The 13,155-nt window shown below is 60.7% G+C and carries 23 protein-coding genes; 22 read left to right on the plus strand and 1 reads right to left on the minus strand.

Translation table 11 applies throughout. From position 1 onward, the window contains the following. The first annotated feature begins 1 nt into the window (after position 1). The 22 genes from rplP (at position 2) to dsbD (ending at position 12,384) form a co-directional block, all read left to right on the plus strand. A complete protein-coding gene (gene rplP / locus AM586_RS16880) occupies positions 2–421 on the plus strand; it encodes a 50S ribosomal protein L16 (RefSeq protein WP_005663456.1) in 420 nt (139 codons plus the stop codon). 12 nt (positions 422–433) lie between these two features. Next, the gene (gene rpmC, locus AM586_RS16885) at positions 434–625 is read left to right on the plus strand and encodes a 50S ribosomal protein L29 (RefSeq protein ID WP_047826120.1); all 192 of its coding nucleotides are present in this window, start codon (positions 434–436) and stop codon (positions 623–625) included. Further along, positions 622–894: a 30S ribosomal protein S17 gene (gene rpsQ, locus AM586_RS16890; RefSeq protein WP_047826119.1), complete on the plus strand. Its 273-nt coding sequence runs from the start codon at positions 622–624 to the stop codon at positions 892–894. Before rpmC ends, rpsQ begins: the two co-directional genes overlap by 4 nt. Before the next feature lie 233 nt (positions 895–1,127). Beyond that, the gene (rplN, locus tag AM586_RS16895) at positions 1,128–1,496 is read left to right on the plus strand and encodes a 50S ribosomal protein L14 (RefSeq protein WP_036172202.1); all 369 of its coding nucleotides are present in this window, start codon (positions 1,128–1,130) and stop codon (positions 1,494–1,496) included. A gap of 10 nt (positions 1,497–1,506) precedes the next feature. Continuing rightward, positions 1,507–1,821: a 50S ribosomal protein L24 gene (rplX, locus tag AM586_RS16900; protein ID WP_047826118.1), complete on the plus strand. Its 315-nt coding sequence runs from the start codon at positions 1,507–1,509 to the stop codon at positions 1,819–1,821. Positions 1,822–1,827: 6 nt separating this feature from the next. Continuing rightward, the gene (gene rplE / locus AM586_RS16905; RefSeq protein WP_047826117.1) at positions 1,828–2,367 is read left to right on the plus strand and encodes a 50S ribosomal protein L5; all 540 of its coding nucleotides are present in this window, start codon (positions 1,828–1,830) and stop codon (positions 2,365–2,367) included. Between the two features lie 4 nt (positions 2,368–2,371). Continuing rightward, the gene (gene rpsN, locus AM586_RS16910; protein WP_047826116.1) at positions 2,372–2,677 is read left to right on the plus strand and encodes a 30S ribosomal protein S14; all 306 of its coding nucleotides are present in this window, start codon (positions 2,372–2,374) and stop codon (positions 2,675–2,677) included. Positions 2,678–2,691: 14 nt separating this feature from the next. After that, entirely contained in the window at positions 2,692–3,087 is a 396-nt protein-coding gene (gene rpsH / locus AM586_RS16915) for a 30S ribosomal protein S8 (protein WP_047826115.1), read from the plus strand. A 10-nt stretch (positions 3,088–3,097) separates the two neighbouring features. Next, complete coding sequence (rplF, locus tag AM586_RS16920) at positions 3,098–3,631, plus strand: 50S ribosomal protein L6 (RefSeq protein WP_047826114.1); 534 nt, start codon at positions 3,098–3,100, stop codon at positions 3,629–3,631. 12 nt (positions 3,632–3,643) lie between these two features. Further along, the gene (gene rplR / locus AM586_RS16925; protein WP_047826113.1) at positions 3,644–4,006 is read left to right on the plus strand and encodes a 50S ribosomal protein L18; all 363 of its coding nucleotides are present in this window, start codon (positions 3,644–3,646) and stop codon (positions 4,004–4,006) included. Positions 4,007–4,018: 12 nt separating this feature from the next. Beyond that, positions 4,019–4,537: a 30S ribosomal protein S5 gene (rpsE, locus tag AM586_RS16930; protein WP_047826112.1), complete on the plus strand. Its 519-nt coding sequence runs from the start codon at positions 4,019–4,021 to the stop codon at positions 4,535–4,537. Positions 4,538–4,548: 11 nt separating this feature from the next. Further along, complete coding sequence (rpmD, locus tag AM586_RS16935) at positions 4,549–4,728, plus strand: 50S ribosomal protein L30 (RefSeq protein ID WP_036240361.1); 180 nt, start codon at positions 4,549–4,551, stop codon at positions 4,726–4,728. Between the two features lie 27 nt (positions 4,729–4,755). Next, the gene (gene rplO / locus AM586_RS16940) at positions 4,756–5,187 is read left to right on the plus strand and encodes a 50S ribosomal protein L15 (protein WP_047826111.1); all 432 of its coding nucleotides are present in this window, start codon (positions 4,756–4,758) and stop codon (positions 5,185–5,187) included. A gap of 29 nt (positions 5,188–5,216) precedes the next feature. Beyond that, positions 5,217–6,551, plus strand: a complete 1,335-nt coding sequence (gene secY, locus AM586_RS16945) for a preprotein translocase subunit SecY (RefSeq protein WP_047826110.1) — start codon at positions 5,217–5,219, stop codon at positions 6,549–6,551. 34 nt (positions 6,552–6,585) lie between these two features. Further along, entirely contained in the window at positions 6,586–6,804 is a 219-nt protein-coding gene (infA, locus tag AM586_RS16950) for a translation initiation factor IF-1 (protein ID WP_005663428.1), read from the plus strand. A gap of 35 nt (positions 6,805–6,839) precedes the next feature. Then, the gene (gene rpmJ, locus AM586_RS16955) at positions 6,840–6,953 is read left to right on the plus strand and encodes a 50S ribosomal protein L36 (RefSeq protein WP_005663407.1); all 114 of its coding nucleotides are present in this window, start codon (positions 6,840–6,842) and stop codon (positions 6,951–6,953) included. A 15-nt stretch (positions 6,954–6,968) separates the two neighbouring features. Then, complete coding sequence (rpsM, locus tag AM586_RS16960; RefSeq protein ID WP_047826109.1) at positions 6,969–7,334, plus strand: 30S ribosomal protein S13; 366 nt, start codon at positions 6,969–6,971, stop codon at positions 7,332–7,334. Positions 7,335–7,349: 15 nt separating this feature from the next. Then, a complete protein-coding gene (rpsK, locus tag AM586_RS16965; protein ID WP_036172227.1) occupies positions 7,350–7,754 on the plus strand; it encodes a 30S ribosomal protein S11 in 405 nt (134 codons plus the stop codon). A gap of 258 nt (positions 7,755–8,012) precedes the next feature. Further along, entirely contained in the window at positions 8,013–8,636 is a 624-nt protein-coding gene (rpsD, locus tag AM586_RS16970) for a 30S ribosomal protein S4 (protein WP_047826108.1), read from the plus strand. 154 nt (positions 8,637–8,790) lie between these two features. Beyond that, on the plus strand, positions 8,791–9,768 hold the full coding sequence (locus AM586_RS16975; protein ID WP_036240374.1) for a DNA-directed RNA polymerase subunit alpha: 978 nt from the start codon (positions 8,791–8,793) through the stop codon (positions 9,766–9,768). 268 nt (positions 9,769–10,036) lie between these two features. Further along, a complete protein-coding gene (gene rplQ, locus AM586_RS16980) occupies positions 10,037–10,432 on the plus strand; it encodes a 50S ribosomal protein L17 (protein ID WP_047826107.1) in 396 nt (131 codons plus the stop codon). Between the two features lie 119 nt (positions 10,433–10,551). Then, positions 10,552–12,384 carry a protein-disulfide reductase DsbD gene (gene dsbD, locus AM586_RS16985; protein WP_047826106.1) on the plus strand — a complete coding sequence of 611 codons (1,833 nt, stop codon included), beginning with the start codon at positions 10,552–10,554 and terminating at the stop codon, positions 12,382–12,384. 47 nt (positions 12,385–12,431) lie between these two features. Here the strand turns inward: dsbD and AM586_RS16990 are convergent, their stop codons facing one another. Then, a complete protein-coding gene (locus AM586_RS16990; RefSeq protein WP_047826105.1) occupies positions 12,432–12,992 on the minus strand; it encodes a Spy/CpxP family protein refolding chaperone in 561 nt (186 codons plus the stop codon). Positions 12,993–13,155 lie beyond the last annotated feature (163 nt).

Here is a 13,155-nt window from a genome sequence, read left to right on the forward strand (position 1 = left end):
CATGCTGCAGCCATCCCGCAGAAAGTATCGTAAAGAGCAGAAAGGCCGTAACACCGGCATTTCGCACACCCGCGGCACCGCTGTGTCGTTCGGTGAGTTCGGCCTGAAGGCCGTTGCCCGCGGCCGTATCACGGCTCGCCAGATCGAAGCGGCACGTCGTGCCATGACCCGTCACATCAAGCGTGGCGGCCGTATCTGGATCCGTATCTTCCCGGACAAGCCGATCTCGAACAAGCCGGCTGAAGTCCGTATGGGTAACGGTAAGGGTAATCCGGAGTACTACGTCGCTGAAATCCAGCCGGGCAAGGTCCTGTATGAGATGGACGGCGTCGCAGAAGAACTGGCGCGCGAAGCATTCCGCCTGGCCGCTGCCAAACTGCCGCTGGCAACCACTTTCGTGGTGCGCCAAGTCGGCCAATAACAGGAGTTAAGAATGAAAGCAACGGAACTCCGCGGCAAGGACCAGGCAGCTCTGCAGCAAGAGCTGAATGAGCTGCTGAAGGCACAGTTCGGTCTGCGCATGCAAGTCGCAACGCAGCAGCTGACCAACACCGCTCAGCTCAAGAAGGTGCGCCGCGATATCGCACGCGTCAAAACCGTGATGACCCAGAAGGAAGCCAAATGAACGACACCACTAAAACGGCGCTGAAGCGTACGCTGGTCGGCAAGGTCGTGTCCGACAAGATGGACAAGACGGTAACCGTGCTGGTCGAGCGTCACGTCAAGCACCCGCTGTACGGCAAGATCATCGTGCGCTCGAACAAGTATCACGCGCACGACGAGACCAACCAGGCCAAGACCGGCGACACGGTCGAGATCCAGGAAGGTCGTCCGATCTCGAAGACGAAGGCTTGGACCCTGACCAAAGTTGTACAGGTCGCACAGGTTCTGTAACGCCTGAAAATTTGTCTTGCGAGGCCCGCTGGTATCTGAGATACTAGCGGGCTTCGTTCATGTGTTGCCGCAGTTGTCCCCGCGATGTCTGCGGCCTGCAATGAAGTAATTGGAAAGTCCAATCACCCAAACGTAATGCTCCAGCAGGGGCGCTACGGCGGGACCAAGACTGACCGCAGGCCCACAGATTATCTGTGGGATTTTCTACGGCTTAAGTTGGGAAAGAAAATATCATGATTCAAACCGAAAGCCGGCTCGAAGTAGCCGACAATACCGGTGCCAAAGAAGTTCTGTGCATCAAGGTATTGGGCGGCTCCAAACGCCGTTACGCCAGCATTGGCGACGTGATCAAGGTCACCGTGAAGCAGGCTGCTCCGCGCGGCCGCGTCAAGAAAGGTGAAATCTACAATGCCGTGGTTGTGCGTACCGCTAAAGGTGTGCGCCGCCAGGACGGTTCCCTGGTGAAGTTCGACGGCAATGCCGCCGTGCTGCTGAACGCCAAGCTGGAGCCGATCGGCACCCGTATCTTCGGACCGGTGACCCGCGAACTGCGCACCGAAAAGTTCATGAAGATCGTGTCCCTGGCACCTGAAGTTCTGTAAGGGAGTCGTAATGGATAAGATTCGTAAAAACGACGAAGTCATCGTTCTGGCCGGTAAAGACAAGGGCAAGCGCGGTGTCGTTCAGCAGCGAGTAGATGCTGAGCACGTCATCGTTGAAGGCGTGAACGTGGCCAAGAAGGCCGTCAAGCCGAACCCGATGACCGGCGTAACTGGTGGTATCGTCGACAAGACCATGCCGATTCACGTGTCGAATGTCGCGCTGTTCAATGCAGCGTCCGGCAAGGCTGATCGCGTTGGCTTCAAAGAAGTGGATGGCAAAAAAGTCCGCGTCTTCAAGTCGAACGGCGAAGTAGTGAAGGGGTAATAAGAAATGGCCCGTCTGCAACAACTGTATAAAGACAAAGTCGTCTCCGAACTGACCGAAAAATTCGGTTACAAGTCGGTGATGGAAGTGCCGCGCCTGACCAAGATCACCCTGAACATGGGTCTGTCGGAAGCTGTCGCCGACAAGAAGATCATCGAGCACGCCACTGGCGACCTGACCAAGATCGCCGGCCAGAAGCCGGTCGTGACCAAGGCTCGCAAGGCAATCGCAGGTTTCAAGATCCGCGAAGGCTACCCGATCGGCACGATGGTGACCCTGCGCGGCGCCCGCATGTACGAATTCCTGGACCGTTTCATCACCGTGGCCCTGCCGCGCGTGCGTGACTTCCGTGGCGTCAGCGGCAAGTCGTTCGATGGTCGCGGTAACTACAACATCGGCGTCAAAGAGCAGATCATCTTCCCGGAAATCGATTACGACAAGATCGATGCGCTGCGTGGCATGAACATCTCGATCACCACGACCGCTAAGACCGACGAAGAAGCCAAAGCGCTGCTCGCCGCCTTCAAATTCCCGTTCCGGAACTAAGAACATGGCAAAACTTGCACTGATCAACCGCGAACAGAAGCGTGCAGACCTGGTGGAGAAATTCGCCGCAAAGCGTGCCGCTCTGAAAGCAATCATCGACGACCAGTCGAAGACCGAAGAAGAGCGTTACGAAGCTCGCCTGAAACTGCAGGCCCTGCCGCGTAACTCGGCGCCGACCCGCCAGCGTAACCGCTGCGCCATCACCGGCCGTCCGCGTGGCACTTTCCGTAAATTCGGTCTGGCCCGTATTAAACTCCGCGAATTCGCCATGAAAGGCGAAATCCCGGGTATGACCAAAGCTAGCTGGTAATAGGAGAATAAGCAATGAGTATGAGCGATCCTATCGCCGATATGCTGACCCGCATCCGCAACGCACAAGGCGTGCAAAAGACCAACGTGTCGATGCCGTCGTCGAAAGTGAAAGTTGCGATCGCCAACGTCCTGAAGGACGAGGGTTACATCGAAGATTTCGCCGTGTCCACCGAAGGTGGCAAGGCTGAACTGAACATCGGTTTGAAGTATTACGTTGGCCGTCCGGTTATCGAGCGCATCGAGCGCGTATCCCGTCCTGGCCTGCGCATCTACAAGGGCAAGGACGAAATCCCTCAGGTCATGAACGGCCTGGGTGTGGCAATCGTCTCGACCCCGAAGGGTGTGATGACCGACCGCAAAGCACGCGCAACCGGTGTCGGTGGCGAAGTGCTGTGCTACGTGGCTTAAGGAGTAGACGATGTCTCGAGTAGCTAAGATGCCGATCGCCGTTCCGGCCGGCACTGACGTCCAGATCTCCGCTTCGGCGATCACGGTCAAGGGCCCGCTGGGCTCGCTGACCCAGCCGCTGAACGGTCTGGTCAAAGTAGAAAACAACAATGGCTCGCTGACCTTCGACGTCGTGAACGATTCCCGTGAATCGAACGCCATGTCGGGTACCCTGCGCGCCCTGGTCAACAACATGGTTACCGGCGTGACCAAGGGCTTCGAGCGCAAGCTGACCCTGGTCGGCGTGGGCTACAAGGCAGCTGTGCAGGGCAACGCCCTGAACCTGTCGCTGGGCTTCTCGCACCCGGTTCTGCACGCGATGCCGGAAGGTATCACTGCAGCAACCCCGACCCCGACCGAAATCCTGATCAAGGGTATCGATCGCCAAAAGGTCGGCCAGGTTGCCGCTGAAGTGCGCGCTTACCGCTCGCCTGAGCCTTACAAAGGCAAGGGTGTCCGTTATTCGGACGAAGTGGTGAAGCTTAAAGAAACCAAGAAGAAATAATCGGAGCTGACGATGGACAAGAAAGAATCGCGTCTGCGTCGTGGACGCCAAACCCGCATCAAGATCGCGCAGCTGGGCGTGAACCGCCTGTCGGTGCACCGCACCAACCTGCACATCTATGCGAACCTGATCAGCCCGGATGCGAAAGTCCTGGTTTCGGCTTCGTCGCTGGAAGCAGAAGTGCGCGCCGAGCTGGGCGGCAAGTCGGGTGCGGGCGGCAACGCCGCTGCAGCCGCACTGGTCGGCAAGCGCGTCGCAGAGAAAGCACTGAAAGCAGGGATCACCGAAGTCGCATTCGACCGTTCGGGTTTCCGTTACCACGGCCGTGTGAAGGCGCTGGCTGAGGCCGCGCGTGAAGCCGGTCTGAAGTTCTAAGGAAGAATCGTCATGGCAAAAATGCAAGCGAAAATGGCAAGCGACAAGCCGGATGATGGCATGCGCGAGAAAATGATCGCGATCAACCGCGTGACCAAAGTGGTCAAGGGTGGTCGTATCATGGGTTTTGCAGCGCTGACCGTTGTCGGTGACGGCGATGGCCGCATCGGCATGGGTAAAGGCAAGTCGAAGGAAGTTCCGGTCGGCGTGCAGAAGGCAATGGAAGAAGCCCGCCGCAACCTGATCAAGGTGCCCCTCAAGAACGGTACCCTGCAGCACACCGTTACCGGTCGTCACGGCGCCTCGCGCGTCCTGATGGCTCCGGCCAAGCCGGGTACCGGCGTGATCGCCGGCGGCGCAATGCGCGCAATCTTCGAGGTGATGGGCGTGACCGACGTGGTCGCCAAGTCGACCGGTTCGTCGAACCCGTACAACCTGGTTCGTGCGACCCTCGACGGTCTGGCGAAGATGAGCACTCCGGCTGACATCGCTGCCAAGCGCGGCAAGTCGGTCGAAGAGATCCTGGGTTAAGGGGAATTACCATGGCAAACACCATCAAAGTCAAGCTGGTCAAAGGCCTGATCGGTACCCGTCAGGATCACCGCGCCACCGTGCGCGGTCTGGGTCTGCGTCGTGTCAACTCGGTTTCCGAGCTGCAGGACACCCCGGCGATCCGCGGCATGATCAACAAGGTCAACTACCTCGTGAAAATTGTCGACTAAGCCGCGGCTTGGTTAACGGAGAAAACAATGCAACTCAATACCATTCAACCTGCTGACGGCGCCAAGCACGCTAAGCGTCGCGTCGGTCGCGGTATCGGCTCGGGCCTGGGCAAGACTGCCGGCCGCGGTCACAAAGGTCAGAAATCGCGTTCGGGCGGCTTCCACAAAGTCGGCTTCGAAGGCGGTCAGATGCCTCTGCAGCGCCGTCTGCCGAAGCGCGGCTTCAAGTCCCTGAACGCCACGTTCAAGGCTGAAGTCCGTCTGTCGGACCTGAACAACCTGGCCGTCGGCGATGTCGACATCCTGGTGCTGAAGCAAGCCGGTGTGCTGTCGGTCGTCGCTCGCGATGTGCGCGTGATCCTGTCGGGTGAAATCACCAAAGCGGTGAACCTGAAAGGCATCAAAGCCACCGCTGGCGCGAAGGCAGCGATCGAAGCAGCTGGCGGTTCGGTCGCCTAAAAGCGACCGCTGCCTGATCGGAGCAAAAATTGGCGACTAATTCACAACTTGGTAAAAGTGCCGCATCCGGTTTCCCCTGGGGCCGGTTGTGGTTCCTGCTTGGGGCATTGGTCGTGTACCGCATCGGAGCTCACATCCCGGTCCCCGGGATTGATCCGGTCGCCATGGCCCAGCTGTTCAAGCAGAACGAAGGCGGCATCCTGGGCATGTTCAACATGTTCTCGGGCGGCGCCTTGTCCCGCTTTGCCGTGTTCGCTCTCGGTATCACGCCTTATATTTCGGCTTCGATCATCATGCAGCTGGTGTCGATCGTCTCGCCGCAGATGGAGGCACTGAAGAAGGAAGGCGAGGCCGGCCGCCGCAAGATCACCCAGTACACCCGGTATTTCACGGTGGTGCTGGCTCTGTTCCAGGCGTTCGGCATCGCGGTCGCGCTGGAAGCCCAGCAAGGCCTCGTGCTCGATCCGGGCATGGCGTTCCGCTTCGTGACCGTCGTGACGCTTCTCACTGGCACCATGTTCCTCATGTGGCTGGGTGAGCAGATCACGGAACGTGGTCTTGGCAACGGTATCTCGATCATCATCTTTGCCGGTATTGCAGCCGGTCTGCCGAGCGCACTGGGTAATCTGTTCACCCTGGTGTCGCAAGGTTCGATCAGCAGCATTTCCGCAATCTTCATCGTGATTCTGGTGGCCCTGGTGACCTACGCGGTCGTGTTCGTAGAACGCGGCCAGCGCAAGATCCTGGTGAATTACGCGAAACGCCAGGTCGGTAACAAGATCTACGGTGGCCAAACCAGCCACCTGCCGCTGAAGCTGAACATGGCTGGTGTGATCCCGCCGATCTTCGCTTCGTCGATCATCCTGTTCCCGGCCACGATCGTTGACTGGTTCACGCGCGGCAAGGACGCCTCCAGCCCCTTCATCGGGTTCCTGAAGGATCTGGCAGCGTCGCTGAGCGCAGGTCAGCCGATCCATGCGTTGCTGTATGCGGTGGCGATCGTGTTCTTCTGCTTCTTCTATACGGCGCTGGTATTCAACAGCAAGGAAACGGCGGACAACTTGAAGAAGAGCGGCGCATTTGTTCCGGGCATCCGTCCGGGCGAGCAGACTGCGCGCTACATCGACAAGATCCTGATGCGCCTGACCCTCGCCGGTGCGGTCTACATCACCCTGGTGTGCCTGCTGCCGGAGTTCATGACGTCGTACTGGAAAGTTCCAGTGTATTTCGGCGGTACCTCACTGCTGATCGTAGTGGTGGTAACCATGGACTTCATGGCTCAAGTTCAGAACTACGTCATGTCGCAGCAATACGAATCACTGCTGCGCAAGGCGAATTTCAAGGGCGGTATCCCGTCGCGTTAAGCGGCGCGTGATACCCAGGAGTGGAATAGACCGAATGGCAAAAGACGACGTCATCCAAATGCAAGGGGAGATTCTCGAGAATCTCCCGAACGCGACCTTTCGCGTGAAGCTGGAAAACGGGCACGTGGTGTTGGGACATATCTCGGGTAAAATGCGGATGAATTACATTCGCATCCTTCCGGGCGACAAGGTGACGGTGGAACTGACCCCGTACGACCTGTCCCGGGCCCGCATCGTGTTCCGCACCAAGTAAAACATTTAGTAATCGAATCTGGAAGAGAGTGCAAAATGAAAGTTAACGCTTCAGTCAAGCGGATCTGCCGCAACTGCAAGATCATCAAGCGCAAGGGCGTGGTCCGTGTGATCTGCGTCGAGCCGCGTCACAAGCAGCGTCAAGGTTAATACGAGGAATAACGAATGGCACGTATTGCAGGGGTCAATGTCCCCAATCATCAGCACACCGTCATCGGCCTGACGGCGATCTACGGCATTGGCCGTACCCGTTCGCAGCAGATCTGCGCAGCGACCGGCGTTGCTACCAACAAGAAGGTCAAGGACCTGGACGACAACGAACTGGAAAAGCTGCGTGAGCAGGTTGGCAAGTTCGTGGTTGAAGGCGATCTGCGTCGCGAACTGTCCATGAACATCAAGCGTTTGATGGACCTGGGTTGCTACCGCGGCATGCGTCACCGTAAGGGCCTGCCGGTCCGCGGTCAGCGTACCCGTACCAATGCACGTACCCGCAAGGGCCCGCGCAAGGCCGCTCAATCGCTGAAGAAATAATCTAGGAACCTGATAATGGCTAAGCAACAAAGCAGCGCGGCAGCAGCACGCATCCGCAAGAAGGTCAAGAAGAACGTCGCCGAAGGCATCGCACACGTCCACGCATCGTTCAACAACACCATCATCACGATCACCGATCGTCAGGGCAACGCCCTGTCGTGGGCAACTTCCGGCGGTGCTGGTTTCAAGGGTTCGCGTAAATCGACCCCGTTCGCGGCGCAGGTCGCAGCTGAAGCAGCAGGCAAGGTCGCTCAGGAATACGGCGTGAAGAACCTGGAAGTGCGCATCAAGGGCCCGGGCCCGGGCCGTGAGTCGGCTGTGCGCGCGCTGAACAACCTGGGTATCAAGATCACCGAGATCCAGGACGTGACGCCGGTGCCGCACAACGGCTGCCGTCCGCCGAAGCGTCGTCGTATCTGATCGATGAGCGGGTTCGCCCGCTTGTTGTAAGTGCGCGACGCGCACTTACGCGACACTTTCGTCGTCAAAGAATCGCCGGTGCAGTGAACCCAGAAATGGGTTATACTGCCCGGCTATTGTCGCCTTGCGTCGTCCCGATGCAGGGTTTTTGTAAGCCACGTCCGGTCTCTCCGCAGAACCGGACTAGCGCCTGTTGCGAACCTGTTATTTACCGAGATCGCATCCGGGGCGTGATCATTCAAACAAAGGAAGTTTAACGTGGCACGTTATATCGGACCAAAAGCAAAACTGTCGCGCCGTGAAGGCACCGACCTGTTCCTGAAGAGCGCACGTCGCTCGCTCGACTCCAAGTGCAAACTGGACGTCAAGCCTGGCCAGCACGGCGTCAAGTCGGGCCAGCGTACCTCGGACTACGGCAACCAGCTGCGTGAAAAGCAGAAGGTCAAGCGCATGTACGGCATCCTCGAGCGCCAGTTCCGCCGCTACTTCGCAGAAGCGTCGCGCCGCAAGGGCAACACCGGCGAAACCCTGCTGAAGCTGCTGGAAGCCCGCCTCGACAACGTCGCTTACCGCATGGGCTTCGGCTCGACCCGCGCCGAAGCGCGCCAGCTGGTCAGCCACAAAGCGTTCACCGTGAACGGCAACGTCGTGAACATCGCTTCGTACCAGGTCAAGACCGGCGACGTCGTCGCTGTCCGTGAAAAGGCCAAGAAGCAGACCCGTATCGTCGAAGCGCTGTCGCTGGCCGAACAAGTCGGCATGCCGAGCTGGGTGTCGGTCGATTCGAAGAAAATGGAAGGCACCTTCCGCGCCTTCCCGGAGCGTAACGAGATCGCTGCCGACGTCAACGAAGCACTGATCGTCGAACTGTACTCGCGTTAATGCAGAAAACGACGGCACAGGTGCGGCTCAGCCGGCCTGTGCCGTCGTGTAATACCGAATTCGTTCTACCCGCCCGCCACCGTAGCGGGCGTTTCTACTGATGCCATCAGCCTTATCGGTGTAACGAGCCGAGGGTATTGATAAAGGACCTTTCATGCAAAATAGTCTGTTGAAGCCACGTATTATCGATGTCGAGACGCTCGGCGCCGGCCACGCAAAAGTCGTGATGGAGCCGTTCGAACGTGGTTATGGCCATACGCTGGGCAACGCGCTGCGTCGCGTGCTGCTGTCGTCGATGATCGGCTACGCGCCGACCGAAGTGACGATCGCCGGTGTCGTGCACGAGTACTCGTCGCTGGACGGCGTGCAGGAAGACGTGGTCGACCTGCTGCTGAACCTGAAGGGTGTCGTGTTCAAGGTCCACAACCGCGACTCCGTGACGCTGACCCTGAAAAAGGAAGGCGAAGGCCCCGTCCTGGCATCGGACATCGACCTGCCGCATGACGTCGAACTGATCAATCCGGAACACGTGATCGCCCACCTGACCGCCGGCGGCAAGCTGGACATGCAGATCAAGGTCGAGAAGGGCCGTGGCTATGTGCCGGGTAACGTGCGCCGCCTGTCGGAAGACACCAACAAGACCATCGGCCGCATCATCCTGGACGCTTCGTTCTCGCCGGTGCGTCGCGTGTCCTACGCCGTGGAATCGGCCCGTGTCGAACAGCGTACCGACCTGGACAAGCTGATCATCAACATCGAGACCAACGGCGTCATCACCCCGGAAGAAGCGATCCGCCAGTCGGCACGCGTGCTGGTCGACCAGCTGAACGTGTTCGCCGCCCTGGAAGGCACCGAAGCCGCCGCCGAAGCACCGTCGCGTGCTCCGCTGGTCGATCCGATCCTGCTGCGTCCGGTGGACGACCTGGAACTGACCGTCCGTTCGGCAAACTGCCTGAAGGCCGAGAACATCTACTACATCGGCGACCTGATCCAGCGTTCGGAAAACGAACTGCTGAAGACCCCGAACCTGGGCCGCAAGTCGCTGAACGAGATCAAGGAAGTCCTGGCTTCCCGTGGTCTGACCCTCGGCATGAAACTCGAGAACTGGCCGCCGGCTGGCCTCGAGAAATAAGCTCGATAAACCTACTGCGCAGGCACATTTCGAGTCTGCGATGCTCGCCGTACCGTAAGTACGGCTGCGCTTCTCGACTCGAACTGAGCCCGCTCGCTACGGTTTCTCGAGCTTACGAGAGTGTAGTGGTTCGCCAAGATACAAATCGTTGTAATTGCAGTACCGTTATCGGCATACCGCCGAAGCGTTTTAACTTTAACCGGCCCGCGCTGCGTCATGCGTAGCGATCGAAGAGCTGGATTTAAACTCAAACTCGAAAGGATTTACCATGCGTCACCGTCACGGCCTCCGTAAACTGAACCGTACTTCGTCCCACCGCCTGGCCATGCTGCGCAACATGACCGTTTCGCTGCTGCGTCACGAAGCGATCAAGACCACCGTGCCGAAAGCCAAGGAACTGCGCAAAGTCGTTGAGCCGATCATCACCCTGGGCAAGAAAGACACCCTGGCAAACAAGCGCCTGGCATTCGCCCGCCTGCGCGACCGTGAAATCGTTCAGAAGCTGTTTGCCGACATCGGCCCGCGCTTCGCGAACCGCAACGGCGGCTACACCCGCATCCTGAAGATGGGCTTCCGCGTTGGCGACAATGCACCGATGGCCTACGTCGAGCTGACCGACCGTCCGGAAGTCGGCGTCGACGAAAACGCACCGACCGCCGAGTAATCGTCAGTCCGCGTATGAAGAAACCAGGCCTCGTGCCTGGTTTTTTTTCGCCCGTGCATCGCTTGAGCGCCGGGTGTACCATTCCGCAGGCCAAACCGATACTGTTCAACTCCTTGCCCATGCTCCGATTCCTGCTCTCCCTGATCGCCTGCGCCGTCCTGCTCGCTCCCGCGCATGCGGACGACGACTTCCTGCCGCCCGACCAGGCCTTCAAGTTCTCCGCCCGCATGCTCGATCCGCACACGGCCGAGGTCAGCTATGCGATCGCCGACGGCTACTACATGTACCGCGAGCGCTTCAAGTTTGCCGCCAGCGGCGCCCGGCTCGGCGAGCCGCAGGTCCCGCCCGGCAAGGTCAAGTTCGACGAGACCTTCAACAAGGACGTCGAAACCTATCACCACGGCGTCGCGATCCGCATTCCCGTGCAGGGCGAGGGGCCGTTCACGCTGACCGCCACCGGCCAGGGCTGCGCCGACAAGGGCCTGTGCTATCCGCCGCAGGACGCCACGATCCGCCTGGTGGCCGGCGGCGGCGGGGCAGGGCAGTCGCAGCCGCAGATCAGTCTGCCCGCCGCCGAGGGCGGCTCCCCGTTCGCGCTGCCGGGACAGTCGCTGCCGCCGGCTGCGCCCGCCGCGCAGCCGGCGCCGTCGAGCGCCCCCGCCAGCGCCCCGGCAGCCGCACCTTCCGAACTCACCGGCATCGCCGCCCTGCTGCAGGGCGGCCGCCTGCTCGCCATCGTCCCCGCCTTCATCCTGCTCGGTCTCGGCCTGGCCTTCACGCCCTGCGTGCTGCCGATGGTGCCGATCCTCTCGTCCATCATCGTCGGCGAAGGCAAGCAGACCGGGCGTGGGCGCGGCTTCGTGCTGTCGCTGTCGTATTCGCTCGGCATGGCGATCGTCTACACGCTGCTGGGCGTGGCCGCCGGCCTGCTTGGCGAAGGCCTCGCCGCCGCCCTGCAGAACCCGTGGGTGCTGGGCGCGTTCGCCCTGCTGATCGCAGCGATGTCGCTGTCGATGTTCGGGGTGTTCCAGCTGCAGGTGCCGGCGGCGCTGCAGACCCGCCTGGCCGACGCCTCCGGCCGCCAGGCGTCCGGCAAGCTGGCCGGCGTATTCGTCATGGGCGCGATCTCGGCCCTGATCGTCGGTCCCTGCGTGGCGGCGCCGCTGGCCGGCGCCCTGGTCTACATCAGCCAGACCCGCAACGTGCTGGTCGGCGGCGCAGCGCTGTTCGCGATGGCGGTCGGGATGAGCATCCCGCTGCTGCTGGTGGGTATCTCGGCCGGCTCGCTGTTGCCGCGCGCCGGCCTGTGGATGGAGTCGGTCAAGCGCTTCTTTGGCGTGCTGATGCTGGCGATGGCCTTGTGGATGGTGGCGCCGGTGCTGCCCGGCTTCGTCCAGATGCTGTTGTGGGCGGCGCTGCTGCTGGGCTATGGCTTCTACCTGTTGCGCAGCACCGGCAAGCCGCGCCACTGGGCCGGCATGGCCTTCGGCGCGGCCCTGGCGGTGCTGGGCGCGACCCAGCTGCTCGGCCTGGCCAGCGGCGCACGGGATCCGCTGGCGCCGCTGGCGCGCTTCACCGGCGAGGCGCAGGCGCCGTCGCTGGCCTTCACCCGCATCAAGACCGTCGCCCAGCTCGACGCCGCGCTGGCGGCCACCAACGGCAAGACCGCCATGCTCGACTTCTATGCCGACTGGTGCGTGTCATGCAAGGAGATGGAAAAGCTGACCTTCGTCGACCCTGCAGTCAGGGCGCGCCTGGCGAACACGGTGCTGCTGCAGGTCGACGTGACCGCCAACGATGCCGACGACCGCGCGATGCTGAAGCGCTTCGGCCTGTTCGGGCCGCCGGGGATCATCCTGTTCGACCGGGGCGGGAAGGAGATCCAGGATGGGCGGGTGATCGGCTACCAGGACAGCGCGAAATTCCTGGCTTCGCTGGCCAGGCTGCAATAAAGAAAAAAGGGATGCCGAGGCATCCCTTTTTTACGCCGGCGTGCCGATCAGCCGCGTGCGGACTCGCCGCGCTGCTGGCCGCCATGCTGCTGGCCGTCATGCTGCCAGCCATGCATGCCGCCATGGCGTCCGTAGTGCGCCTGCATCTGCGCGGCCTTCTCGTCGAAGACCTTCTTCTGGTCCGGCGACAGCACCGAATAGAAGGTGTTCAGGGCGGCCAGGCGCTGTTCCATGGAGGCCACGCGCTGCTTCTGGCGCTCGATCATCTTCTCGGCGCGCTGCGGGGCGCTCAGGCCGGCCCAGGAGGCGCGGTCGTCGTGCTCCGCGCCGGCGCGCTTTGCCGGCTTCATCGAGGCCACGAAGGTGTTCCAGGCGCTTTCCTGGGCCGGCGTGATCTTCAGCTCGTCGTGCAGCTTGGCGATGCGCTGGGCGCGCATCTGCTCGCGCTTGGCCGAGAACTCGGCGTGCCTGGCCTGGCGCTCCTGCTTGCTCAGCTGCGCTTTCGGATGGGCGTCGGGCGCCTGGGTTTGCGCCTGGACGCCGATCATCGCGCCGCCCAGAGACAGCGCGGCCAGTCCGGTCAAGAGGGTTTTGCGTAAGGTGTTCATCTCTTTTTTCCTAGTCATGTTAGAGGTGGCGGCTGCCACGGCTGCGTGCATCGGGATCGAAGAACATCTCATCTTGCTGCACGGTGAGTCCATCATCGGTGAAAAGTGTAAGCGCAGCGTGTCCGCTGTCGCGCCCTTTGTATCAATTTGTTTCCTTGCACCA

The sequence above is a fragment of the Massilia sp. WG5 genome (genome assembly GCF_001412595.2).
GTDB lineage: Bacteria > Pseudomonadota > Gammaproteobacteria > Burkholderiales > Burkholderiaceae_D > Telluria.

Excerpts from the sequence above, each read along its gene's own strand:
- AM586_RS16990 (WP_047826105.1), bottom strand. The coding sequence starts at position 12,992 with ATGAACACCTTACGCAAAACCCTCTTGACCGGACTGGCCGCGCTGTCT.
- rplE (WP_047826117.1), top strand. The coding sequence starts at position 1,828 with ATGGCCCGTCTGCAACAACTGTATAAAGACAAAGTCGTCTCCGAACTG.
- rpmD (WP_036240361.1), top strand. The coding sequence starts at position 4,549 with ATGGCAAACACCATCAAAGTCAAGCTGGTCAAAGGCCTGATCGGTACC.
- rplN (WP_036172202.1), top strand. The coding sequence starts at position 1,128 with ATGATTCAAACCGAAAGCCGGCTCGAAGTAGCCGACAATACCGGTGCC.
- rpsQ (WP_047826119.1), top strand. The coding sequence starts at position 622 with ATGAACGACACCACTAAAACGGCGCTGAAGCGTACGCTGGTCGGCAAG.
- rplR (WP_047826113.1), top strand. The coding sequence starts at position 3,644 with ATGGACAAGAAAGAATCGCGTCTGCGTCGTGGACGCCAAACCCGCATC.
- rpsM (WP_047826109.1), top strand. The coding sequence starts at position 6,969 with ATGGCACGTATTGCAGGGGTCAATGTCCCCAATCATCAGCACACCGTC.
- AM586_RS16975 (WP_036240374.1), top strand. The coding sequence starts at position 8,791 with ATGCAAAATAGTCTGTTGAAGCCACGTATTATCGATGTCGAGACGCTC.
- rpsE (WP_047826112.1), top strand. The coding sequence starts at position 4,019 with ATGGCAAAAATGCAAGCGAAAATGGCAAGCGACAAGCCGGATGATGGC.
- rplF (WP_047826114.1), top strand. The coding sequence starts at position 3,098 with ATGTCTCGAGTAGCTAAGATGCCGATCGCCGTTCCGGCCGGCACTGAC.
- rpsK (WP_036172227.1), top strand. The coding sequence starts at position 7,350 with ATGGCTAAGCAACAAAGCAGCGCGGCAGCAGCACGCATCCGCAAGAAG.
- rplQ (WP_047826107.1), top strand. The coding sequence starts at position 10,037 with ATGCGTCACCGTCACGGCCTCCGTAAACTGAACCGTACTTCGTCCCAC.
- rpsN (WP_047826116.1), top strand. The coding sequence starts at position 2,372 with ATGGCAAAACTTGCACTGATCAACCGCGAACAGAAGCGTGCAGACCTG.
- rplX (WP_047826118.1), top strand. The coding sequence starts at position 1,507 with ATGGATAAGATTCGTAAAAACGACGAAGTCATCGTTCTGGCCGGTAAA.
- rpmC (WP_047826120.1), top strand. The coding sequence starts at position 434 with ATGAAAGCAACGGAACTCCGCGGCAAGGACCAGGCAGCTCTGCAGCAA.
- rpsH (WP_047826115.1), top strand. The coding sequence starts at position 2,692 with ATGAGTATGAGCGATCCTATCGCCGATATGCTGACCCGCATCCGCAAC.
- rplP (WP_005663456.1), top strand. The coding sequence starts at position 2 with ATGCTGCAGCCATCCCGCAGAAAGTATCGTAAAGAGCAGAAAGGCCGT.
- rplO (WP_047826111.1), top strand. The coding sequence starts at position 4,756 with ATGCAACTCAATACCATTCAACCTGCTGACGGCGCCAAGCACGCTAAG.
- rpmJ (WP_005663407.1), top strand. The coding sequence starts at position 6,840 with ATGAAAGTTAACGCTTCAGTCAAGCGGATCTGCCGCAACTGCAAGATC.
- infA (WP_005663428.1), top strand. The coding sequence starts at position 6,586 with ATGGCAAAAGACGACGTCATCCAAATGCAAGGGGAGATTCTCGAGAAT.
- dsbD (WP_047826106.1), top strand. The coding sequence starts at position 10,552 with ATGCTCCGATTCCTGCTCTCCCTGATCGCCTGCGCCGTCCTGCTCGCT.